We start from the raw sequence: 24,874 nt of genomic DNA on the forward strand, positions 1-24,874 counted from the left end.
TAGATCTATATATAGAATTATTATAATATGATAGCAGACAAATAAAAAGATAAAAAAATTATTTTTTTTTGAAAATTATCCTTTTTTGCATAAACATGCATTCCAACCCTATCCACTGCCACTACCCGACTGCTTTGTATGTAGTATATAGCACTACATTTATATTTTTTCATATTGATATTTTAAATATAAACATTTGCGATTTTGTCGATGGGAATCGAAAAAACAGTTAATATGTTTTAAAAATTCGAAATATTATTGTTGAATTTGTGAACTTTTTTCAGTAGACTATGATATGTAAGCGTCATCAAGCTACTATTATACTTTATTATTGGAGGGATTGCTTTGGATCAAATCAGCATTACTGTAAACGAAAAAGTAGAGAAGTTTTTAAAGGGAACAAAGAAACTTTATATAAACGGAGAATTCGTAGAAAGTCGTTCCGGAAAAACTTTTGACACACCAAACCCTGCTACTGGTGAAACTTTAGCTACAGTTTTTGAAGCAGATAAAGAAGATATTGATCTTGCTGTAAAAGCTGCTAGAAAAGCTTTTGATGAAGGTCCATGGTCAACTATGACGCCGGCAAGTAGAAGCAGATTAATGTATAAACTAGCTGATTTAATGGAAGAACATCAAGAAGCACTAGCACAGCTTGAAACCCTCGATAATGGGAAACCAATTCGCGAAACCTCTAATGCAGATATTCCTCTATCGATTGAACATATAAGATATTATGCTGGTTGGACAACAAAAATAACTGGGCAAACCATTCCTGTAAATGGGCCATATTTTAACTATACACGCCATGAGCCTGTTGGTGTTGTTGGCCAAATTATTCCTTGGAATTTCCCTTTGCTAATGGCAATGTGGAAAATAGGTGCGGCACTTGCAACAGGATGTACAATTATTTTAAAACCAGCAGAACAAACACCTTTATCTGCACTTTATTTAGCTGAATTAATTGATGAAGCTGGTTTTCCACCTGGTGTTGTTAATATTGTTCCAGGATTTGGAGAAACTGCTGGTTCTGCATTAGTAGACCACCCGCTTGTTAACAAAATTGCCTTTACTGGCTCTACTGAAGTTGGCAAAATGATTATGGCGAATGCTGCAAAAGGTCTAAAAAGAGTCACACTTGAACTTGGTGGTAAATCTCCTAATATTATTTTACCGGATGCTGATCTTACAAAAGCCATTCCTGGAGCGTTAAATGGAGTTATGTTTAATCAAGGACAAGTTTGTTGCGCTGGCTCTCGTGTTTTCATTCAGAAAAAACATTTTGATCGTGTTGTTAGTGATATGGCAAGTCATGCAAAAACAATTAAACAAGGCTTCGGACTCAATCAAGATATAGAAATGGGACCACTCGTTTCTAACGAACAGCAATCAAGAGTATTAAATTATATTGAAAAAGGTATTGAAGAAGGTGCAGAAGTGGTTGCGGGAGGTAAAAAGTCCCGTGAAAGCGGCTATTTTGTTGAACCTACAATTTTTGCAGATGTTAGTGATAATATGACAATTGCGAAAGAAGAAATTTTTGGTCCTGTAATTGCTGCTTTACCATATGAAGATTTAGATGAAGTAATTGCAAGAGCAAATGCTAGTGAATACGGACTAGCTGCAGGCCTTTGGACAGAAAATGTAGCCAATGCCCACTATATTGCAAATCGTCTTCGTGCAGGTACAGTATGGATCAACTGTTATAATGTGTTTGATGCAGCTTCGCCATTTGGCGGATATAAGCAATCTGGTATTGGTCGTGAAATGGGATCATATGCATTAAATAATTATACAGAAGTAAAAAGTGTTTGGGTTGCTACGCATTAATTAAGTAGCTTCCCTTATTTCCCAACATGTGTTGCTTTGCCATTAACTGTTGTTTTTAGTTTTCTTGCTTGAGGCTGGGAAAAACTCAAAAGTGGTTAGTGAAAGACGAACATTGTACAAATCAGCTTCGGAAATTACGTATAGACATAGGTGGGATCCTGCAGTGCATTAGCATGAGAAGGGCTCATCAGCCTCCGTATATTTCCGGAACGGGGATTAAAGGCAATATTCGAGTTTTCTTTTGTTAATATCCTTTTGTCTCAGCCTCTTTTAATGATTTCATAAATAAAAAACATCGGCGATATGCCGATGCTTTTTATATTATTTCATTAGAAACTATTAGCTTTCTAATAATAAGTCTTCAGGATTTTCAATTAAATCTTTCACTGTTTTTAGAAATCCTACTGCATCTTTTCCATCAATTACTCTATGATCATATGATAAAGCTACATACATCATTGGACGAATTTCAATTCGTTCATCATCAACCGCTATTGGTCTTTTCTTGATTGAATGCATACCAAGAATACCAACTTGTGAGCCGTTAATAATCGGTGTTGAGAATAGAGAACCAAATACACCGCCATTTGTAATTGTAAACGTACCACCTTGTAAATCGCTCAATGCTAGTTTTTTATCACGTGCTTTAACTGCGAGTTCAGCAATGTCGCTTTCAATTTCTGCAAAGTTCTTTCTATCACAGTCGCGAACAACAGGTACTACTAATCCATCCTCTGTTGAAACAGCCACACCAATATCATAGAATTTTTTCAATAGAAGTTCATTTCCTTGAATTTCCGCATTTACATAAGGATATTTTTTCAATCCAGCAACAACGGCTTTAGTAAAGAATGACATAAATCCAAGACGAACATCATGGTCTTTTACAAATTGATCTTTTTTACGTTTTCTAAGGTTCATAACCGCAGTCATGTCAATTTCATTAAATGTCGTTAACATAGCTGTTGTTTGAGTTACTTCTACAAGTCTCTTAGCGATTGTTTGACGTTTACGTGACATTGGAATTCTTTCAACTGGTTTTCCGCTTTCTGCTGCTGTTGAAGCTACAGGAGCTTTTGCTTTTGATGGTGCTGGTGCTTGTTGTTTAGGTTGATTTTCAAAATGTTCAACATCCTGTTTACGAACTCGTCCTAACGGATCGACAGTCGGTACTTGAGATAAATCAATTCCTTTTTCACGAGCAAGTTTTCGAGCAGCAGGTGACGCAATCGGTCTATCTTTCTTATCTCCTTCAGAGATTGTTTCTTGTGGTTGCACAGGTGCTTTTGCTTCCTGTGTTTCACTTGGGGCTTCATTTTTTTCTTGCTGGGCGCTGGAAGATCCACCTTCTCCAACAACAGCAATAACATCACCAACTTGTACAGTATCTCCCTCTTCAAACTTAAATTCTTGGATAACGCCTTCTTCTTCAGAAATCACTTCAACATTTACTTTATCTGTTTCTAACTCAACAATATATTCCCCTTTTGCTATATGATCTCCTGGTTGTTTTAACCACTGAGCAATCGTTCCTTCTGTTATTGATTCCGCCAATTCTGGTACTTTAATTTCAGCCACAACGATGTCCTCCCTGTCCTATTGATTCATATTTTTCTATATTGATTAAATACATGCCATTTGATAACAATTATTCGTTAAAGCAGAGTTTTCTCTGCTCTAACGAACTACATTTTTAAAATGGTTTGTACTAAAGCCTCTGTTAAAATTCTATTTTGTTCAAATTTATGAACAACTGGATCCCCTTCAGATGGGCTTGAGCGTCTTGGTCTACCAACATATTTTACTTCAGCCCCTTTAGGTGCTAACTTGCGTAAATATGGGGCAACAAATGTCCAAGAAGCCATATTTTTAGGTTCTTCTTGTAGCCATACGATTTCTTTTAAATTTGAATATCTTGCAAAGATTGCTTGAACCTTCTCTTCTGGGAATGGATAAACTTGTTCCAATCTCAAAATATGCAACCAACTTAAATCATTGTACTCTTTCAATTTTTCTTCTAAGTCAATCGCAACCTTACCACTACATAAAATAATTCTTTCAACCCTGTCCTGTTGTTCCCCAAGTCCAGGTTGTTCAAGAACCGTATTGAATTTTCCATTCGTCAAAGCTGATGCATCAACAGATGCAAGCGGATGACGCAATAAGCTTTTCGGCGTCATTAATACTAACGGACGAACTTCTTCTTTACTTAAAAATTGCGCTTGTCTTCTTAAAATGTGGAAGTATTGTCCAGCAGTTGACAGATTTGCCACTGTCCAGTTATTTTCAGCCGCAAGTTGCAAGAAACGTTCCATTCTCGCACTTGAATGTTCAGGGCCCTGTCCCTCATAGCCATGTGGCAGTAACATTACAAGTCCAGATTTTTGTCCCCATTTTGCTCTACCAGAAGAGATAAACTGATCAAACATAACTTGAGCCATATTCGCAAAGTCCCCGAATTGTGCCTCCCATATTACCAATGTTTCCGGAGAAAATACATTGTAACCATATTCATAGCCGACAACACCTGCTTCAGTCAGTGGACTATTATAGATCGCAAACGATGCATGAACATCTGATAGATGATGATGAGGGATATATTCAGCACCTGTTTGATCATCATGCAGAACTAGATTACGTTGTGCAAAAGTACCACGTTGTGTATCTTGCCCTGTAAAACGGATTGGTGTTCCATCTTTAAGGATTGAAGCAAAAGCTAATGCTTCTGCATGTGCCCAATCGATTTTTCCTTCACCATCAAAAACTCGTTCTCTTCTTCGCAAAATTCTTTCCAATTTTTTAAATACATGAAACTCATTTGGCCATTGAAGCAACTCAGAGTTAAGGAGCTTTAATTCGTTTTCAGCGACAGCTGTTTGATAACGCTCAAAACCTTTTACAACAATTTCAGGCGGTGTCATTTTCGTATCTGGATGTTCTTCTGCACTCGGAACTTTATCATAAGCTGCCTGTAATTGGTTTTGTACTTCCTTGTCTAAGTTTTGTACTTCTTCTTGCGGCAAGAGACCTTCGTTTGCTAATTTTTCCCCGTAAATAACACGTACTGTTGGATGTTGATGCACTAGTTTATACATCATTGGATTTGTAGTCATCGGCTCATCCATTTCATTGTGACCAAAACGGCGATAACCTACTAAGTCAATGACAATGTCTTTCTTGAATTTTTCGCGATATTCATAGGCGAAAAGTGCTGTTTGAACACATGCCTCAGGATCATCAGCATTTACATGAATAACAGGGACCTCATAACCTTTCGCTGGGTCAGATGCATATTTTGTTGAACGGGAATCATATGTTTCCGTCGTGAAACCGATATTATTATTTGCAATAATATGAATAGTTCCGCCGGTTTCATATCCATTTAATCTACTCATGTTTAATGTTTCAGCGACAATCCCTTGACCAGCAAAAGCTGCATCTCCATGAACAAGAATCGCAAATGAACGAGAAGGGTCATGTGCTGGATAACCACTTGTTGAGCGATCATCTTGAGCTGCCCTTGTATATCCTTCAACAACTGGATTTGCAACTTCCAAGTGACTTGGGTTATTCGCTAAAACAATACGAGCACTCATTGGACTGCCATTTTTTTCTTTACGGTCCGCACCTAAGTGATATTTCACATCCCCTGTCCAACCGTAAGTAATGCCAATAGAACCTTCAGATGGAATTAAATCTGCGCTTGATGCATGTTTAAATTCAGCAAAAATTAACTCGTAAGGCTTTTCAAGAATATGTGCCAAAACGTTTAAACGGCCACGGTGAGCCATCCCGATATTAACTGTTTTTACGCCTGATTTTACTGAAGCAATGATCATTTGTTCTAATGTTGGAACTAGAGCATCTAAACCTTCAATGGAAAATCTTTTTTGTCCAACAAAAGTTCTATGAATAAATTTTTCAAATCCTTCAACTTGTGTAAGACGGCGCAAAATATTCTTCTTTTGTTCTGCTGTTAGCTCAACGTAAAATTCTCCAGACTCAATCTTTCTTTGAATCCAATGTTTCTCTTCAAGATCATGAATGTGATCAAATTCAAAAGCAACTTTTTTCGTATACACTTCTTTTAAATACTCAATCGCGTCATATCCATTTTTCACTTTTGAAGGAGCATCAGGGCAAATAAACGAAGCTGGAACCGACTTTAAATCTTCAACAGTCAAGTCAAACTCATTTAATTGCATTTGTCTAATTTCCTTATTCGCCTCGTGAAGTGGATTAATGTCTGCAGCTAAGTGTCCAAATGTTCGAATATTATCAGCTAGTTTTACTGCTGCAACAATTTTACTGAATAAATTTGGGTTAGTCGGTAATTGGAATGAAATATCTGCCTGACCATGTGTTGTCTTACCTGTCTCAGGTAATATCGGAGCACCCCATTGTATAAAAAGTTCTTTCATCTCCTCAGCAACACTATCAGGATTTTCTAAATACTGTTCATACATTTCCATTACGTATCCTAGATTTGGTCCAGAAAAACTTTCCCAAAATCCCTTTGGTGTTTGTTCTGTCATTTTGAAAAACCTCCAGCACTTAAGCCTATTAATTTTCCATGATCCAATACAGTTTTAAATAGAAAAGGAAAATTGTAAATTATGTAATGATAAAGAATTTTTATAAGCTATAACGCTTACAAACACATTTTATCACTGTAAAGTGAATAGTTAAAGTTAAAAAGCACAATTTTTTAAAAAATAGATGAGCACTTATTCACTCATCTTAAGGTTGGAAATTGATAAAATTTTCTGCTTGAATACCCTTTCTAATTTATTTTGAATATTCTGTCTCTAAAACTCGCTATTATTTTTCATATTTAACACATTTCTTCTTTGAAACATAAGATATTTTATAATCTTTTTCCCTTTTTTAATGAAAGGAGCACATCCATCATGTTTCCATGGAATATGTTTCCGTTTAAACAAGATATGAGTCAATTATTGCAAAACATGGATGTCCCAAATTTATCTAAATACATGAACCAAGCTTTTTCCCAAGCTATGCCTGATAATTGGCAAGAAATGTTTAACCAAAACGGTGCATCAGATCAAGACAATGCTTCATCAGCCTCATCAGTAAACGAGAAAAAGGTTAAAATAAATATATTTGAAACATTAGATTTTATTTTTATTCAATTAACAGTAGAACAAAAAGAATGGCTTGAAAGAGTTAAAATTTTCCATACCTCTCATCAAGCCATTTTAGAAAATATTCCTGAAGCTGGTGACAAACAAACGATTGCCTTACCAGCTCTTGTTAAAAGAAAAGGAACGACCGCACAATACCGTAATGGCATTCTAGAGATCCGTTTAATTAAAAATAAAGAGACACAATTAACCGAAATAAATATTTTATACTAATTTTTAATTAGTCCACTTTTATATAATGGCAGCTTAATGGTTATTTCAGTTCCTTCTCCAACCTTACTAGAAGCGTGGATCGTTCCTCCATATCCTTCCACTAATTGCTTCGCAATTGCCAATCCTAATCCATTTCCACCTTTTTCTCTGCTACGTGCTTTATCAACTCGATAAAAGCGATGAAAAATGTGTGGTAAATCAACTTCTGGAATGCCAATTCCATAATCTTTAATGATAAGTGCTGCATCATTGGCATCTTTTTCTAAACGAATATCAACTTTTGTAATTTGATCAGAATACTTAATTGCATTATCCACAATAATGATTAAAATTTGTTCAAGATGGTTTTCGCTAATTTGTACAAGATAGTCTTCTTTTTTTTCATATTTAAAATGAAAATCAAAGTGTTCGTGTATCATTTTGAAGTTTCTAATGATTCTTTCAACAACATGGATTAAATCTGTTCCAGTATCATTTTTCATGATTTTCATTTCTTCGGCCCTGGACAAATCAAGCAACTCCTCAACTAGTTTTTTCATTCTGCTTAATTCTTGAAGTGAAGCTTGCAATGATTCTTCCAGAACAACAGGGTCATTTTTCCCCCAACGATTAAGTAAATTTAAATGTCCTTCCATAACTTGGACTGGAGTTCTTAACTCGTGGGAAGCATCCTCTACGAAACGTTTTTGCTGATTAAATGATCGCTCGATTTGATCCATCATTTCGTTGAAAATATTTGTTAATTCGCCCATTTCATCCTTTGATTGACTGGGCTCCATTCTTTCTTGAAAACCTTTTTTACGAATACTTTGCATTGTCGAAGCAAGCTTCTGTAATGGTTTTAAAAAGTTTTTTGCCATGATGAACCCTAAAAGAGCACTTAATAGTAGCCCTATGCCACCAGCAACTAGCATCACAAATAAAACATTTCGCATTAATCTTTCATAGCGGTACAACGGATAAATTACTTCAATATATCCATTAAACGATTGTGAGTGGAAACTCGTACGTCCAATTAGTATTTTTTCGTTTTTTGTTTCCATAAGACTTACTACTTTACTATGGACAGGAACAAATGGAACTTTCGCATTGGAGGAATGTTCACTTCGAACGACAAGTACTGATTTTCCCGACTTATCTAATATTCGAATGGATTGATCTTTTTCTAATACTTGCTGAAAAAGTAAACGATTTGACAATAAATCATCCATATTCTGTACCCTTGAGTCCAAATCGTCTAATACTTGAGCAACACTGCTTGCTTCTTCATGAAGCAACCATCTGCTAATTAATGTATATTGTAGAAAACCAAAGATTAAAAAAGTAAGAAAAATCGCGATACTGGCACCGACAGACCATTTAACTTTTAATGAACCTTTTTGTAACCATGGTTTGATCCGTTTCATTCACGCATCACATATCCTGTTCCTCTCACCGTTTGAATATAGCTATCTTCATTTTCTGTGTCCACTTTATTGCGTAAATATCGTATGTATACATCGACGACATTCGTCTCTACTTCGGATTCATATCCCCAAACTTTATTAAGTAATGCATCCCGCGTCATCACGATATTTTTATTTTCAAGTAATGTCAGTAATAAATCGTATTCGCGTTTCGTTAGCTCAATCACTTGATCTCCTTTTTTAACCATTCTACTTTCTTTTTCAACAACTAAATCCCGAAAGGTATAAGTGGTTAACGGAGTAGCTTTTGAACCTTGTAGCTCCATTCTTCTAAAAATTGCTCTTAATCTAGCTAATAATTCTTCGATAGCAAACGGTTTTACGATATAATCATCTGCTCCGTGATCTAAGCCTGAAACTCTATCCATTATACTATCACGAGCAGTGATCATAATAATTGGAGTATCTTTCTCCTGCCTAATTCGTCGGCATACTTCTAATCCGTTTAATTTAGGTAACATTAGATCTAATAAAATAACATCCCAGTTTTCATCTAAAGCGTATTGGAGGCCGTCTCTTCCGTCATATGCTACTTTAATTTCATATCCTTCATGATGCAATTCAAGCTCAATAAAACGGGCTAAATTTTTCTCATCTTCAACTAAGAGAATTCTCTTCATTTCAATCCCCTTTTCAACTTAATGAAAATATCATTTCTTTTTATCTTTCCTTATAAATATTATACACATACTTAGCTGATGAAAAGAAATTGATATTGAATATAATGTAACATTGACAGTGAGAGAACAAATAAACTTCTTTCATTTTTATCTTAATAAAACCTTTTATACAAATTTCAACTTCTTCTTTTAAGACTAAATAAATGCTTTAACTTTTTGTAAATTTATTAATAAGAATGACAATAATCAATGCTATGCTTCCAAAACAAATCTTAATGAATAATTCCTATAGAAGTATGAAAGAATTGTTAAATTTTCATGAGAAAATGAATGAATTTGTAGAAAGTTATCGTTTATTCCATTCAAACATATCGTTTTCTGTCTATTAAACGCTCTTTTCAGCTTACTTATAGGACTACAGCTCAAGCAAGGTTATTTTACAAAGCCATCATAAAAAAAATGAAATTGTAAATATTAATAATGAGATGTACGTAAAAGAAAGGAAAAACATTATGGAAAAAACAATGTCATCGACTTCACTGTCTGATAAAAATAACGAAATCCACGAAAAAAGATGGGCGATTGTGGCACTTTCATCAATCCCGCTCATTATGACACTTGGAAATTCAATGTTAATTCCAGTATTGCCTCTAATGGAAAAAGAAATAGGAATTACAAAAGTACAATCGAGTTATATCATAACCTTCTATTCAATTGTAGCGATCATTTTAATTCCGATCGCTGGGTTTCTTTCTGATCGATATGGAAGAAAGATCGTCATTATTCCTTCTCTCATTATTACAGGTATAGGAGGACTAATCGCGGCATATGCAGCTTGGAAGATCAGTAACCCTTTTCTATTTATCCTTATTGGAAGGACATTACAAGGTGTTGGAACAGCCGGTGCTGCGCCAATTGTGTTACCTTTAGTCGGGGATATGTTCCATCGCGATCGAGACGTTAGCGCAACACTCGGCATTATAGAAACTTCAAATACATTCGGCAAAGTATTGAGTCCTATTTTAGGATCATTTTTAGCAAGTATTATTTGGTTTTTACCTTTTACAGCTATTCCAGTATTCTGCCTAATTTCTGTCCTTTCTGTCTTGTTTTTAGTAAAAAAACCTAAGCATGATCAAGCTGGTCCTAGTTTTAAAGATTTTCTGAGCAACACGAAAAAAGCTTTTCATACACATTCTCGCTGGTTGCTTGCTGTTTTTGCTATAGGGGCAATTGTTATGTTTGTTCTTTTTGCGGTACTATTTTATTTATCAAGTAATTTAGAAAGCCAATATCATTACCACGGCGTAAAAAAAGGATTCATATTAGCAATTCCTTTAGCAGCTCTCTGTCTAGCTTCATATGTTACAGGAAAATTGATTAAAGAAAATATGGTGCTAATGAAATGGATCATATTTTCAAGTGTGATTGTTACGGGAGCTGCGATTTTAATCATTCGCTTTTCAGATCACTTTATTTATTTGATTACTGTTTTTTTGATTTCTGGGATTGGTATTGGTGCGAGCCTTCCTCCATTGGATGCTTTAATTAACCAATCAATTGAAAAAAATGTTAGAGGTACGATTAGTTCAATTTATAGTTCAATGCGATATATTGGAGTTGCCGCAGGTCCATTATTTATGGCCTATTTTATGAATAAAAATGTAATGATTAGTTTTATGATCATGGCTGTACTTTGTTTAGTTGCAGCTGGTCTCACCTTTGTTGCTGTTAAGCCAGAAGAAAAAGAAAATATAGTACCCTCCCCTACCTAAATTAAAGCCAATTCTTTAAAGAGTTGGCTTTATCCTTGATGATGAACCATTTAATTTTTGAGGTAATTTTATTGTCCCCATTGCTTTGCTTTTCTTCATATGTTCGCTATCATATTACATAGCTTATAAATAGCGACATACGATATTTTAGCTTTTATGTAAAAGAAAGAAGGTGGATATGTGTCAACTTTTAAAAAGCCCAATCGACTTATTAACGAGAAGTCCCCTTATTTGTTACAACACGCACATAACCCTGTTGACTGGTTTCCGTGGGGCGAAGAAGCTTTTGAGAAAGCAAAACAAGAAAATAAACCTGTTTTTGTAAGTATTGGGTATTCTACTTGTCATTGGTGTCACATTATGGAAAAGGAATCATTTGAAGATACTCAAGTGGCACATCTATTAAATCAATATTTTATATCAATTAAAGTGGATCGTGAAGAACGACCTGATATCGATTCAATATATATGAATGTCTGTCAAATGTTGACCGGTCAGGGCGGCTGGCCTTTAAACGTTTTTTTAACACCCGAACAAAAGCCATTCTATGCAGGTACATATTTTCCGAAATTGAGTATGTATGGTCGTCCAGGTTTGATCGATATTCTCAATCATCTTCATAAAAAATACGAAGAGGACCAACAACGCATTGTGGAAATCGCAGATAAAATTACTTCTTCTTTGAATGAACGTTCAAAACTTGCTCGTGGAGCAGGCATTCATGAAGATATTCTTCATCAGGCATTTCATAGTCTTCAACATTCTTATGATTCACAATACGGCGGTTTTGGCAATGCACCAAAGTTTCCGATGCCCCATCAATTCATGTTTTTATTACGCTATTTTCATTGGACGAACAATCAGTACGCATATGAAATAGCAGAAAATACATTAACTTCCATCATTAACGGAGGAATTCATGACCATCTTGGCGGTGGATTTGCCCGCTACTCAACAGATCGAGAATGGCTTGTTCCACATTTTGAAAAAATGCTCCATGACCAAGCCTTAATGCTCTATGCATTAACAGAAATGTATGAAATTAGCCATGAACAAAAATGGAAAGCGGTCGGCGGAGAAATACTAGCATTCATTAAACGAGAAATGACAAGCGAATACGGAGCATTTTATTCAGCATTAGACGCAGATAGTGAAGGAATTGAAGGGAAGTATTACATTTGGACAAAAGACGAAATTGATCATATTTTAGAGGAAAAAGAAGCAAAGATTTTCTGCAAAGTCTATCATATTACAGATATAGGAAACTTTGAAGGAGAAAATATTTTACATAAGATTCATACAAAGCTAAACAACGTTGCAAACGACTTGAACATGTCTGTTGCAGAAGTAGAAATGATCATTCAAAATGCAAAAAATAAATTACTTCATGAACGAGAAAAAAGAGTACATCCTCATTTAGATGATAAAATCCTCACCTCTTGGAATGGGTTGATGATTGCTGCCTTAGCAAAGGCTTCTAAAGTATTTAATGACACTGCTTATTTACAAGCTGCAAAGCAAGCAATGAAATTTATCGAGGAACAATTATGGAAAGATAAAAGGCTTTACGCACGCTTTCGCGATGGTGAAATAAAGTATCCTGCATATATTGATGACTATGCCTTCTTAATGTGGGCCTATATTGAGCTTTATGAGGCTGATCACCAAACAACGTATATTGAAAAAGCGATAGAGATTAGCAATATTCTTCTCTCTACTTTTTGGGATGACGAAAACGGGGGATTTTATTTCACAAATCAAGAAAACGAAACACTTATTTTACGAGAAAAGCAAGGCTTTGACGATGCTTTGCCATCAGGTAATAGTGTAGCTGCCTTAATGTTGTGGAAGCTTGCAAAAATATGTGGAAATGCTGAATTATTCCAGAAGGTTGATGAGATTATAACAAGCTTTCAAGACGATATAGAACAATATCCAAGCAGTTTCTTGTTCATGCTCCAAGGATTAATGGGAAGAGTCATCGGAGGAAAAGAAGTGGTCGTTTCAGGGTATAGTGAAGCGCAAAGGCAACAGCTAGAAGCAAGATTTTACAGCTGCTTCCGCCCTTTTGATGTTTTTATAGATGCAAGTCCAAATAATCAGGTTCACTTTTGGAGCGATAAAATAGACAACAATCATCCTTTCGTTTTATACTTATGTGAACATTTTTCTTGTCAAATGCCCGTCTACAACTTGGACCACTCATTACAGCTACTATAAAAAGAAGTTGAGACAAAAAAAGAACCCCTCAAGTAATCTGAACTGTAACCCAATTTACGGACAGTTTAAAAAAAGTGCTAAGCAGATATTAGATGACTCCGGTATTGTACCGGGGTCATTTTATTCAATCCCCATTGATAGCGATAATTGTTATACTCCTCGATTACTCGATCTATTTCACTTTTAACATCTTTTACATTATCAAGTGATTTATAATCTGCCAAATCCTTAAAGTGACCAAAGAAGCTTTCCATCGGTGCATTGTCCCAACAATTTCCCTTTCGGGACATGGATTGTGTTAGGCCAAGCTTTTTTACTTTACATTGGAACAAGGGGTGAGTGTAGTGGAAACCATGATCAGAATGTAATATGGCTTCAGGATGAAAATGATTGCCAATAGCTTGTTTTAGTTTTTTTAAAGTCTCATAAACGACATCCATTGTTAAGGATGTGGACAGGTGATAAGCAACAATTTCTCTTGTAGATCCGTCCTTTACACAAGATAGATATGCTTTTTTGCCTTTTCCATAATAGAGATATGTAATGTCTGTAAGCAGGACTTTCCCTAATTCCTCTTGAACGAACTCCCGATTAAAAAGATTAGGACAAGTTAAATGCTCCTGAGTTGCCTTGGCCATCTTTCGATAAGGATTTGCTTTTCTAACCTTTGTTTCAAGATTATACTTTGCCACCAGACGCCTCATTTTCTTATGATTCATGACAACTGAATAATCATTCTCCATGTTCATTTTAATTTGGAGAGCCCCTATTTATTCTTTTTTGTTTATAAAGACTTTTCAGATTAACTTTACGTCCATTTCATCCTGTTCGTCATGTTGTGCCCTTATTGGTGCAGCATTCAACCAATCATAGTAGCCACTTCCGCTGACACCAGCCCGTTCACATAGGTAGGATACAAACTTCTTTAACTGATGTGTTCTAATAGTTTTCTCGATTAAAGTATACTTCTCGTCTGTAGTTAGGATTGTTTTTTCTTCACCGCCTGCCTTTCTAGCACCTCTAGCTTTTTTAAGAAATCATTCTCTGCCTCAAGAAACTTAATCCTTGCCTCTACCTTCCTAAGTTTATCTTCTACAGAAAGCTCTTTTGAAGGGATGGTCGTCCTGTACTCCCTTTGCCACGACGTTCCGCAAGGAAAAACCTTCCTCTCCAAATTTCCGAAAAGTATCTCGCCGGCGTTTTAGGCAACGCTTAGGCTGCCCCTTCCCAATCATCTCTAAATCGAAACCATGTTCAATAAAGATTTGTGATGGAGTTTTACCACTTTTATACTCTGTTACTGCTTTCATCTTAAATTCCAAACTGTAAGAGATTGACCGGTAGGAAACACTCGAAATATTAGGATTCTTCTCAAGTTCTTTGATTTGGAATTCATTATATATATTCTTACTCATAATAATCCTCCGCCCATATTCATTAAATCTATTGAAACACAAAAAACCCCGGACACGGGGCACTTTTTTATCAGTGTCCGGTATCCGGGGTATAGTTCACCTTGAGGAGTTCTTTTTTTATTTTTTACTGTCAGTACTCGTAGTTTTTGATTCATTCTTCGTTCTTGGTAAATCTGACATATTTGTTTGGTCTTTAGTATAGTCGAAATCGTTGCGGTTAATTGGCTTAAATCCTTTTGGTGTATAGAAACGCAACAAGTCATCATATACAACTTTATCAGAAAGACTTAATTCTTGTTTTACAAATGAATTATCCTTCTTACCTAATTTCGTATCTACTCTTTGACCAGTTTTATTATCATATAAAACACCAGAAACAGAAGTATATTTATTCGTTACAAAATCACCATTTCTAAATGGTACGATTTGACGATGTTGTTTAGACAATAAATCTGAACCAAATTGGATATAATTTTTTGTATCTACTCCTAGTAAGTGCATAACTGTTGGCTCTACGTCAACTTCTCCACCGTAAGTGTGGTTTACTCCACCTTTCACACCTGGGATGTGAATAAATAAAGGCACTTTTTGTAATTGAGAATTAAGATAAGGAGTAATCTCTTTAACACCTAATACTTTAGCCATCGCTTTATTATGGTTTTCAGAAATACCATAGTGATCACCATATAAAACAATAACTGTATGGTCATATAATCCTGATTGTTTTAAATACGTAAAGAACTGTTCAAGTGCTTCGTCCATATAATGCGCCGTTTGGAAATAGTTATTAACTGTAGTATCACCAAAGTCGCCTTTAGGAAAATCAATATCTTTATCATCAAGTACAAAAGGAAAATGGTTTGATAATGAAATATATTTTGCATAAAAAGGCTGTGGCAACTTAGTTAAATATTTCATTGACTCTTTATACCATGGCTTATCTTTCATACCATAGTTAATTGTATTTTCATCACTCATATCGAAATATTTCGCATCAAAGAATCGGTCATAACCAAATGATTTATACATTTCATCACGATTCCAGAATGTTTTATAGTTACCATGCATTACAGCTGTCGTATAACCTTTTTCACCTAAAATTGAAGGCGCAGCTTGATACGTATTTTGGGCTTTTGTAGTGAAAACAGATCCTGTAGGCAATGGGAACAATGAGTTTTCCATCATAAATTCAGCATCAGATGTTTTACCTTGCCCTGTTTGATGGTAGAAATTATCAAAATAAATCGTGTTTTTATCGTTCACTAAAGAATTCAAGAACGGTGTTACTTCTTTACCGTCTAATTTGTAATTAATCATAAAGTTTTGGAATGATTCTAATGATACATAAATCACGTTCATTCCTTTAGCTTTACCAAAATACTGCGGATTTGGCTCAGTATAATTAGACTTAACAAAGTTCTCAACATCACTTATATCACTGCTGTCAGCCATAGCACGCTGAGCAGAAGATTTTGTTGTTTGAACAGCATCATAAATCGTGTAATTATACATCCCTAAATATTTCACAATATAGTTACGGTCAAATGTACGTGTTAATAGCTGCGGACGATCAGCTTCTGCTAATCCTAAATTGAACACAAAAAAAGCAATTGCAGCAATAAAAAGTCCAGCTAAAGAACGACGGTTCACTTTTTCATAATTTACTTTAATTACTTTGAACACTAATAAAGCGATCAAGATGATTGAATCTAAAAAGTACAATACGTCGTAAGGCTTCATTAACGCTGCAGTACTTCCACCTAAATCACCAAAGTTCTTCGTTTGTGTTAGCACTGGCAATGTAATAAAATCATTAAAGAAACGGTGATAACATACATTTGCATAAAGCAGAATCGATAAAATTAGATTGATCACAACAAATGCAATCGATCGAGCCCGTCCTTTAAAAAACAAAGCAATAGCAAAGAAAAATATAGCAGAACTTACTGGGTTAATAATTAATAAAAACCTCTGCATCCCATTTTGTATGTCCAAGTTAAATTCTGCTAAATAAACTGCATATGTTTTAATCCAAAATAATAATACAACCAAAAAATACAGCGAATACTTTTTATTTAGCAAACTTTTAATCTTGCTTAACGAAACCTTCATTAAATAATTACCTCCTAAACGCCAAAATTGACTGTAGGTAGCATAAAAGCATTAAGATTGTCATTCATATCATCATATTTTAATACAAAATTAAAAAAAAGCAAGTAATATTTCCAAACAACTATTGGTGTTTTCTTATAAAATGTACCATTTTCACTCCATTCAATGCATAAGATAAGGCACAGGCTATATTAATTTGTCGTGTAATATAATTGTAAATCAATGATAACAAATACGATAAACGTTTTACAAAATATTTACGTACAGATTAAATATCTTGTCCACTTTTAACAAATTTCTTATGCAACGGGAAGCGTTTTTCAATAAACATAAACAAACGCGATGTTATTAACACCCACATAAGACCTGCTATATAACCCCCAATGACATCACTGGGATAATGCACACCTAAGTATATTCGGCTTACTCCAATTGAAAGAATAATGAAACCTGCTGCAATCATAACTACATGATTAATCCATTGATGCTTACATAATTTAAAAAGAGTAAACACTAACGTGCCATATAATATCATTGATCCCATCGAATGTCCACTTGGAAAACTATAACCAGTTTCCTGCACGACACGCATAATATCTGGGCGTTCCCGTTTGAAAATAGATTTTAAAACAGCATTAAAAGCCCCTGCTCCCAACACGACAGAGCATCCTACATAAATACTTAGCACTCTGTGCCGAATCAACCAAAGTATCAAAATAGTAATAACCGTTATGATTGCGATTCCATTTACAGAACCAAGAAACGTAATCATCAGCATTAATACTGTCATTCTACTCGATACATAACTTTGAATAAAGTTAATAATGGTATGATCAAAATGTTTGATTTCACGTCTATTGAAATCATCTGCAATCTCAAAAAAAGCCCATGTACATAATATGAGAATTACAAAAAAAATACCTACTTTCATTGTTGCTATACTTCTGTTCATTTTATCCTCCAATATGGATAAACTTATCATATCAAGCGGTTAACAGCAAAATAAATTTCTCGACATATTCTGCGTTTTTCACATGCAATATGATAAATAATGCCTATTCAAGACCTATCACTTACAGTTATAAAAATAGTATATGTTTTTTTTTAGAAAAGTATGTCCATTTAAATAAACATAAAAACCAGCGAGGTTATCGCTGGTATCAATTAACTACAAATCATATTGATAATTCTTTTTCGATATATTTGCTTGCAAATGTTTCTAACTGCGCGTATTGGTCTTGTTCACTATATTCATTTTTTTCATTGATTGTAACTCGAGTTGGGTTATTTAATTCTATCGTTATCGTGGCATCATATAAATACGTTGCGTTCCCAATTAAATCAATACCATAATGTTTATCATCTTGTTTATGGACAAGACACCTTACTTTTCCTCCATTATTATATACGTCAATTGCCTCTTCATAGTCATTAAAAGCTAAAAGACATGATACTAAACTTGATGCTGACATCGCAGTTCCACATGCATTTGTAAAACCTACACCACGTTCAAATGTTCGAACATAAAGTTCACCTTTTTTTAAAAATTTGACAAAACTCACATTAACACCATCAGGGAAAATATCATTAGGCCCATTTACATATTCAGATAAAGTCTTTTGCTTACTAGATTTAAACATATCGTTATCAACAAATGTAATAAGATGTGGGTTTGGAACAGCGACTGCTGTAAATGTCAAATCACTATCAAGTTCCGGTACTTGTTCATTAATCAATACTTGCTTTCCGATATTCATCGGCAATTTTTCAAGTTCAAATAAAACTGGTGAAATTTCAACCCTGTACGTAGGAATCTCACCAAAAATCGGCTCTGCTTTTTTTACATATAAATTTGCTTTTTTCGTTTCAACGATAATATCATCTTTTTCTAAAAGATCACATACATATCTTCCAACACAGCGAAGTCCATTTCCACACATAGATGCTTCAGAACCATCTGCATTAAATACCCTCATTTGTGCGTCTGCTACATCACTAGCAGATACGAATAAGATTCCATCAGCCCCTAATGCTGTATTACGATTGCATAGTGCTAATGCTAATTGTTTTCTATCTGTATCTGTAAAATGATAGTTATTTGATAGTTCATCGATAATAAAAAAGTCATTTCCAGATCCATGAGACTTTATGAGCTTTATATTCATATATTACACCCTCACTTATGTATTGTTACATCTTAGTATGTATAATGATAAAAATCATCTTTAATTTACAGCTAAGGCTGCTTACGAATCGAAATCGAGTTGTTTAATATTTGACTAGGACTCTTCAGTTGAAAAGTGTCTGTATCTTTTGCGTAGTCGATTGTTAGCTGATCATCAAAAAAGATGAACTGACTATTTTCAATGGCAACAGGTAAACAGTTCGTATCAATAATACGATCATATGTCGTAAGCTCATTTTTCTGAATTAATATTAATTCCGGTATACCATCTAATCCACAACCGCATCCTTCAGTATCATAATGAAGTTTTAAGATAGAGTTTTCTTGAAGAATATCTTCTTTTAGTTTTCTTTCCGCAGCTGACGAGATTGAAATCATTGCTATCACCTCTTTCCTTGTTATAACTTGAAATTTGAAAATTTGCAAGTTATTGATTTAAGCTGATTTTCAAAATAGATGTATCATTATACCTTATAGAGATAAAAATATACTAAAAAAGCAGTGGTCAATATTTTTTCCTCGTCATTCACATTATGTTCGAAAGACAAAATTGGTGTATTAGGTGAAAAAATTTGTTGCCATTTAACGGGCATAAATCCACGTCTAACCCTTGCTATCATTTTACCATTATAAACGCATTCAATCTCTTCGTTATGATTTTTTTGTACGACCATATCATCCTTTTTTGATTGAAAAACGATTTTTCTTCTATTATTACGAGCAAGATAAAACATTTTATGAAACGAAGAACATGAAACAGTAAGCTTCGGACGATTATGATGTGTAATTTTAATCAAGATCCTTTTCATTTGTGCTTTATTTTGCAGCAAGTAATGATCAATTGTTGTCTTTCCTTTTCGCTTTTTATGTGCCCCTTTTATTTCCCAACTGCATATCCCATTGCTCGTATAGAATTGTGCGTAAAAAGATGATGAAGGTAAAAATTCTATCATGTATTGCTGATCCACTTCATTTTCTTTATATGGTTTTATGGAGTCAAGTTTAATTTGACGATTTTTTCCTTTATAGTATAGATATTTCACGAAAAAAACAGCAATAAATAACCAAACGACAGCCATCATATATGGAATCAGTTTATTAACCTGAAAAGATGATAGAATGATACAGCTGCCTGAAAATGCTAGTGAAATCATGATCATTTGATTAAGATAGATTTTCGACATCGTTGCATAATATTTTTTAATATCCATGCGATAACCCCTATTTCTTTTCTCTTAATCCTATCTTATGAACAAATGTAAAGGATCATGCTAAAAAAGAAGTTTATCATGACAGTGAATCTTCTTTTTTTAACAATGTCTGATTCCATATGATTAACTTATCTATTAAATTTTCACCAGCTTTTTTTCCTAGTTCATATAAATCTATTAAGCGTTTCTCATTTTTTCAATTCTTCTTACTTTTATGGGGGCTTTAGGACAAACTAAAAAAACATGGCCTTTTTGCTCTTCTGTTTCAATGTATTCGATTGTTTGATTATACACTTGCCATCGATCCTTCATCGCCTTATAAACCCCTGGATAATTCTCATATTTTCTTTTAGCTAGCGATAACAATTTAGAAGGCTTTTTTCGATAGCCCTGTTTCTTGTTGAAAGAACAAGATTGTGCTTTTTTAATTGGAAGTGGGTCAGACAAACGGCCATAAGCAGATGATATCCCTGTAATTCAACAATTGGTGGCTACATAAGGTAAAGAACTAGAGGCGCGAATAACTTGTAAAAATGTTTCCCGATTATACTCTTTTTGGGAAAAATAGACGGGCTTGCCGCTTTGACAATCGGTTGTTCCGATCACAAACGCTGCTGAATGGTTAAAAAATGTTTCATAGTCAAAAGGCACTATTTTGTTTGGAATCTCATCAAACACATAGTCCATACCGAACAGTTCTCTTTTTCGAATGTAATTTTTCCAAGATAAATATCGATCTTCTTTTATAAAATCAATATTAATTTTGCGATTTCTGCCTTTTTGTTTCGATATATATGATGCTGCATTACATGCACCTGCTGACACACCAATCAATATGATGTTCTAAAAAACTCTCAAGCACTCCTGCAGAATATACTCCTCTCATCCCCCCGCCTTCCAGGATAAGTCCTGCACTCAATAGTATAAAAATCCCTTTCCTTTCAAAGATTCTTACTAGTATTTAATAATCATGGCATCAATAAAAGCAATTGACAAGTATTTTACAAAATAGAGTAACGTTGACTTTTTGGTATAAAAAACAAACTCTCTTCATTCATAAAAGAGAGTTTGTATGCACAATAAACTTACTTATAGAATATGCTGTTATGAAAAAAGTCTGATTACAAATGGAATTCTGTATTTATATCCAGAATATGCCTTTATAGCCGCAATAATTGTGAAAAGGAAATAACCGACTCCCAACAGTGGCAAAATTAGAAATCCAATCAACACAATCGTTAATATTCCAGCAATAAGGCTATAAATTGCATAGGAAATTAAAAAATTGAAGTATTCTTTTCCATAAAAATCAATAAATGTAGAAGAATCCTTTTTTAATAGCCAAATTAATAATGGACCAATAATAGTGGTAAAAAGACTTAAAACAAAGATGGCCATGGCTAACATACGTTCATCTCTTGTTACCATTCTCTTCTCTCCCTAACTATAGTTAATACTATTATTACGTTTATGCTGACAAAATGTTTCATTTCAGCATGAATTTGTACTCCCATTTTTTAGTGATACTTCGTCGTTTAACCAAATATTAGATATTGAAATCTCTCTATACGTTAAGTAAAATAATTCTTCAAGCAATATAAAGGAATAAACTGTTTAGAAAACAATTCGATTAAACAAAAAAGCCTTTCAAAAAGAAAAGATTGTTGTATAGATATTCTTTACTTTAACAATTCAAAAAGTTTTTTAGAGCGGAAGGATGCGAGACTCCTGCGGGATTAGCGGATTGAAGTGACCCCACAGGCGTGTAGCGCCGAGGAGGCTCAACTTCCGTCCGCGGAAAGCGAGCATCCTGGAGCGGCAATCATCCGCTCACTTCTAAAAATTTTTAAAACACCATTTCGAACAAATAGTTATTTTTCAATGAATTTTATTTTCTCTAGCATTCTTAAAAACGTTTAGAGCGGAAGGATGCGAGACTCCTGCGGGATTAACGGATTTGCTGAGACCCCACAGGCGTGTTGCGCCGAGGAGGCTCAGCTTCCGTCCGCGGAAAGCGAGCATCCTGGAGCGGCAATCATCAACTCCTTTTTAATAAAAACAGTAAAAAAATTGTCGATAAATAATACTAAAATCTTCATCATTTCTTAATAGAACATTATTTTCTTTTTAAAACTTTTATAGTAAGATGTAATCAGTTATTTTCCATATTATTAATAAGCAATTCTGGGAAGGCAAATGGTGCGCCACCAGTTTTTACTGGTTCTAGTGGGTTCGATTCCCACCCCGAAATTTTTTATGAGCTTTTAAAAAATTTCGAGGGTGGGTACTTCCTTTTTGGGGACTGCCCTCAATAGGAGGTATAATAATGCTAAAAAAACGTGAACTGAACTGGCAAGAATGTCATACGTTATATGACTTGATGGTACACCCTGATGTCTTCCCTTTTGTTCGGCAAAAAGCATCTTCCCAAGATGAATTTTTGTTTTTAACAAAACAAACAATTGAAGCTGAAGAACGTGGGGAAATCATTTCACGCACTATTTTAGACGAATGGGAAAATCCAATCGGTGTGATCACGTTGTTTGATATTGAGAATGGTGCAGGTTTTTTAGGAACATGGCTAGGAAAACCATACCACGGAAAAGGCTATAACCAACTTGCAAAGCAAGCATTTTTTAAAGAGCTTTTTTATGAATTAAATATTGAAACAGTGTTCATGAAAATACGAACACAAAATATCCGTTCTTTCAAGGCAGCAGAAAAATTACCTTATGCAGTATTAGCAAATGAAACACATAAAGAAATCTTTCAACAATTAAACAAAGAAGATTATATATACGACCTTTTTGAAATTACAAAAGATTTATATTCTCTACATTTAATGAGAGAAAACGAGCAAAATGATTCTTGTTTACAGGCTTAATCCCCAAACTTAAACCTTCATAAAACAGCACAGTTTCCAAATGAATAAATACCCAATAAGCGAGCAATTAAGACTGGCGCCAAACTTAAGAAATAAGTTTGGCACCAGTCTTTTTGTTTTAATTAGAGAGCGGTTCTCTGAAGCTTACCAAACGAGCATCCTGAAGCAAGAATCACTTACGCTTATTTATACCCTGAAACTCGCCAATAGGCGAGTTTTTTAGTTATGGTATAATTTCATGAGTCGTTATAAGAAATGAGGAGTTCTTTATGATAGAAACAAACACCTTACTAGCAAAGTATAAACAGTTATTCATTTTGTTTATTCCTATATTAATTACGCAAGTTGCGATGTATGCGATGAACTTCTTTGATACTACGATGTCAGGACATTTTTCAAAACAAGACTTAGCAGGAGTTGCGATTGGTTCTTCACTTTGGTTTCCAATTTCAACTGGTTTCGGCACAGTTTTACAGGCACTCACACCTATTACAGCCCAATTAATGGGAGCAAAAAAAGAAAAAGATATTTCCTTCATTCTCATTCAAGGATTTTACGTTGCCTTCAGCATTGCAGCTATCATTATTATTGTAGGTGATCTTCTATTAAAGCCTATTCTTCATATGATGCAGCTGGATCCATACGTTGAAATAGTAGCAAAACATTATTTATGGGCATTAGCAATTGGAATTATTCCTCTTTTTATATATAATGTTTGCCGTTCATTTATTGATGCTCTTGGCATGACTAAAATATCAATGATAATTACATTACTATCTTTGCCCTTAAATATTTTATTGAACTATCTATTTATTTTTGGAAATTTCGGATTCCCGAGATTAGGTGGTGCTGGTGCTGGATTTGCAACAGGGATAACTTATTGGATCATTATGATGATTGCAATATGTGTCATACATAATATGAAGCCATTTTCGCAATTATATATTTTCCGAGCGTTTTATCGTGTTTCTCTCGTAAAATGGAAAGAGATTTTTTCATTAGGCGTTCCTATGGGATTGTCGACATTTTTTGAAGCTAGTATTTTTTCAGTTGTTACGCTGTTCATGAGTAAATTTGGAACAAATACAATCGCAGCACACCAGGCAGCTATGAATTTTGAGTCACTATTATATATGCTCCCGCTTAGTATCTCCATTGCCATGACAATTACCGTTGGCTATGAAGTCGGTGCAAAAAGATACAAGGATGCTCGTGCATATAGCCACATCGGCATATTTATAGCAATTTTATTTGCTACTGTAACTGGGATGTTGTTATTCATTTATCGCAATTCAGTCGCTTCTATCTATAGCGAAGATCCAAGGGTTATAGCATTAACTAGTCACTTTTTATTATACGCCATCTTTTTTCAATGGTCAGATGCCATCCAAGCCCCTGTTCAAGGAGCATTAAGGGGCTATAAAGATGTACATATTACAACGATTATGACTTTTATTTCTTATTGGATTATCGGTTTGCCTCTTGGATTTATGTTAGATGCAATTACCGCTCTCGGTCCTTTTGCCTATTGGATTGGTTTGATCAGCGGTTTAGGTGTCGGAGCGATTACATTATTTAGTCGGTTGTTCCATATTCAAAGAAAAAAAGCTATAAATAGAAAAAAGGCATCGCTAGCATGAGCGATGCTTCACAGTATAGCCAAACCCTCACTGGATCTATTGATATGCTCCCCTTTAGGTAGACAGATTAAAAAATAAAAATCTGGCTGCTTATGGGGGAGTATTTGTTATGTCCAAAAGATCTTACTCTGCAGAAGA

Annotated in this window: 18 protein-coding genes and 1 pseudogene; 6 read left to right on the forward strand and 13 right to left on the reverse strand. The window is 34.6% G+C overall.

What is annotated here, in order from left to right; all coding sequences use genetic code 11:
• The first annotated feature begins 345 nt into the window (after nucleotides 1-345).
• On the forward strand, nucleotides 346-1,830 hold the full coding sequence (locus tag G4D61_RS07700) for an aldehyde dehydrogenase family protein (RefSeq protein WP_025729313.1): 1,485 nt from the start codon (nucleotides 346-348) through the stop codon (nucleotides 1,828-1,830).
• Nucleotides 1,831-2,169: 339 nt separating this feature from the next.
• On the opposite strand, the gene odhB is transcribed toward G4D61_RS07700, so the two are convergent.
• Both odhB and sucA read right to left on the reverse strand, forming a co-directional pair.
• Nucleotides 2,170-3,408, reverse strand: coding sequence for a 2-oxoglutarate dehydrogenase complex dihydrolipoyllysine-residue succinyltransferase (odhB, locus tag G4D61_RS07705; protein ID WP_025729311.1), 1,239 nt, complete (start codon nucleotides 3,406-3,408; stop codon nucleotides 2,170-2,172).
• Nucleotides 3,409-3,515: 107 nt separating this feature from the next.
• Nucleotides 3,516-6,365 carry a 2-oxoglutarate dehydrogenase E1 component gene (gene sucA, locus G4D61_RS07710; RefSeq protein ID WP_025729309.1) on the reverse strand — a complete coding sequence of 950 codons (2,850 nt, stop codon included), beginning with the start codon at nucleotides 6,363-6,365 and terminating at the stop codon, nucleotides 3,516-3,518.
• Nucleotides 6,366-6,740: 375 nt separating this feature from the next.
• Between sucA and G4D61_RS07715 the strand changes: the two genes are divergently transcribed.
• On the forward strand, nucleotides 6,741-7,208 hold the full coding sequence (locus tag G4D61_RS07715) for an Hsp20/alpha crystallin family protein (protein WP_025729307.1): 468 nt from the start codon (nucleotides 6,741-6,743) through the stop codon (nucleotides 7,206-7,208).
• Here G4D61_RS07715 and G4D61_RS07720 read toward each other — a convergent pair.
• Together G4D61_RS07720 and G4D61_RS07725 are read right to left on the reverse strand one after the other, a co-directional pair.
• The gene (locus G4D61_RS07720) at nucleotides 7,205-8,614 is read right to left on the reverse strand and encodes a HAMP domain-containing sensor histidine kinase (protein ID WP_025729305.1); all 1,410 of its coding nucleotides are present in this window, start codon (nucleotides 8,612-8,614) and stop codon (nucleotides 7,205-7,207) included. The two genes, G4D61_RS07715 and G4D61_RS07720, sit on opposite strands and share 4 nt — an antisense overlap.
• Nucleotides 8,611-9,294, reverse strand: a complete 684-nt coding sequence (locus G4D61_RS07725; RefSeq protein WP_025729303.1) for a response regulator transcription factor — start codon at nucleotides 9,292-9,294, stop codon at nucleotides 8,611-8,613. The genes G4D61_RS07720 and G4D61_RS07725 overlap by 4 nt, the downstream gene beginning before the upstream one ends.
• Nucleotides 9,295-9,806: 512 nt before the next feature.
• On the opposite strand from G4D61_RS07725, the gene G4D61_RS07730 reads away from it, so the two are divergent.
• Entirely contained in the window at nucleotides 9,807-11,069 is a 1,263-nt protein-coding gene (locus G4D61_RS07730) for an MFS transporter (RefSeq protein WP_163173632.1), read from the forward strand.
• A gap of 180 nt (nucleotides 11,070-11,249) precedes the next feature.
• On the forward strand, nucleotides 11,250-13,289 hold the full coding sequence (locus tag G4D61_RS07735) for a thioredoxin domain-containing protein (RefSeq protein ID WP_025729299.1): 2,040 nt from the start codon (nucleotides 11,250-11,252) through the stop codon (nucleotides 13,287-13,289).
• 77 nt (nucleotides 13,290-13,366) lie between these two features.
• On the opposite strand, the pseudogene G4D61_RS07740 reads toward G4D61_RS07735, so the two are convergent.
• The 9 genes and pseudogenes from G4D61_RS07740 to G4D61_RS07775 form a co-directional block, all read right to left on the reverse strand.
• Nucleotides 13,367-14,704 (reverse strand): annotated as a pseudogene (locus G4D61_RS07740) (IS3 family transposase).
• Nucleotides 14,705-14,821: 117 nt separating this feature from the next.
• Nucleotides 14,822-16,816 carry a lipoteichoic acid synthase gene (gene ltaS / locus G4D61_RS07745; RefSeq protein WP_035353737.1) on the reverse strand — a complete coding sequence of 665 codons (1,995 nt, stop codon included), beginning with the start codon at nucleotides 16,814-16,816 and terminating at the stop codon, nucleotides 14,822-14,824.
• Nucleotides 16,817-17,084: 268 nt separating this feature from the next.
• Entirely contained in the window at nucleotides 17,085-17,768 is a 684-nt protein-coding gene (locus tag G4D61_RS07750) for a phosphatase PAP2 family protein (protein ID WP_025729293.1), read from the reverse strand.
• A gap of 223 nt (nucleotides 17,769-17,991) precedes the next feature.
• Complete coding sequence (gene dapF / locus G4D61_RS07755) at nucleotides 17,992-18,981, reverse strand: diaminopimelate epimerase (RefSeq protein WP_025729291.1); 990 nt, start codon at nucleotides 18,979-18,981, stop codon at nucleotides 17,992-17,994.
• A 71-nt stretch (nucleotides 18,982-19,052) separates the two neighbouring features.
• Complete coding sequence (locus tag G4D61_RS07760; RefSeq protein WP_035353739.1) at nucleotides 19,053-19,379, reverse strand: iron-sulfur cluster biosynthesis family protein; 327 nt, start codon at nucleotides 19,377-19,379, stop codon at nucleotides 19,053-19,055.
• Nucleotides 19,380-19,465: 86 nt separating this feature from the next.
• Entirely contained in the window at nucleotides 19,466-20,212 is a 747-nt protein-coding gene (locus G4D61_RS07765; RefSeq protein ID WP_025729287.1) for a hypothetical protein, read from the reverse strand.
• Between the two features lie 177 nt (nucleotides 20,213-20,389).
• A complete protein-coding gene (locus tag G4D61_RS18330) occupies nucleotides 20,390-20,524 on the reverse strand; it encodes a DUF6363 domain-containing protein (protein WP_268978346.1) in 135 nt (44 codons plus the stop codon).
• Between the two features lie 165 nt (nucleotides 20,525-20,689).
• The gene (locus G4D61_RS18150; RefSeq protein WP_340139769.1) at nucleotides 20,690-21,037 is read right to left on the reverse strand and encodes a patatin-like phospholipase family protein; all 348 of its coding nucleotides are present in this window, start codon (nucleotides 21,035-21,037) and stop codon (nucleotides 20,690-20,692) included.
• Between the two features lie 279 nt (nucleotides 21,038-21,316).
• Nucleotides 21,317-21,640: a DUF4870 domain-containing protein gene (locus tag G4D61_RS07775; protein ID WP_025729285.1), complete on the reverse strand. Its 324-nt coding sequence runs from the start codon at nucleotides 21,638-21,640 to the stop codon at nucleotides 21,317-21,319.
• 898 nt (nucleotides 21,641-22,538) lie between these two features.
• On the opposite strand from G4D61_RS07775, the gene G4D61_RS07780 reads away from it, so the two are divergent.
• A complete protein-coding gene (locus tag G4D61_RS07780; protein ID WP_025729283.1) occupies nucleotides 22,539-23,096 on the forward strand; it encodes a GNAT family N-acetyltransferase in 558 nt (185 codons plus the stop codon).
• 269 nt (nucleotides 23,097-23,365) lie between these two features.
• Nucleotides 23,366-24,736, forward strand: coding sequence for an MATE family efflux transporter (locus G4D61_RS07785; RefSeq protein ID WP_035353748.1), 1,371 nt, complete (start codon nucleotides 23,366-23,368; stop codon nucleotides 24,734-24,736).
• Nucleotides 24,737-24,874 lie beyond the last annotated feature (138 nt).

Source organism: Heyndrickxia ginsengihumi (assembly GCF_011008565.1).
Taxonomy (GTDB): domain Bacteria; phylum Bacillota; class Bacilli; order Bacillales; family Bacillaceae_C; genus Weizmannia; species Weizmannia ginsengihumi.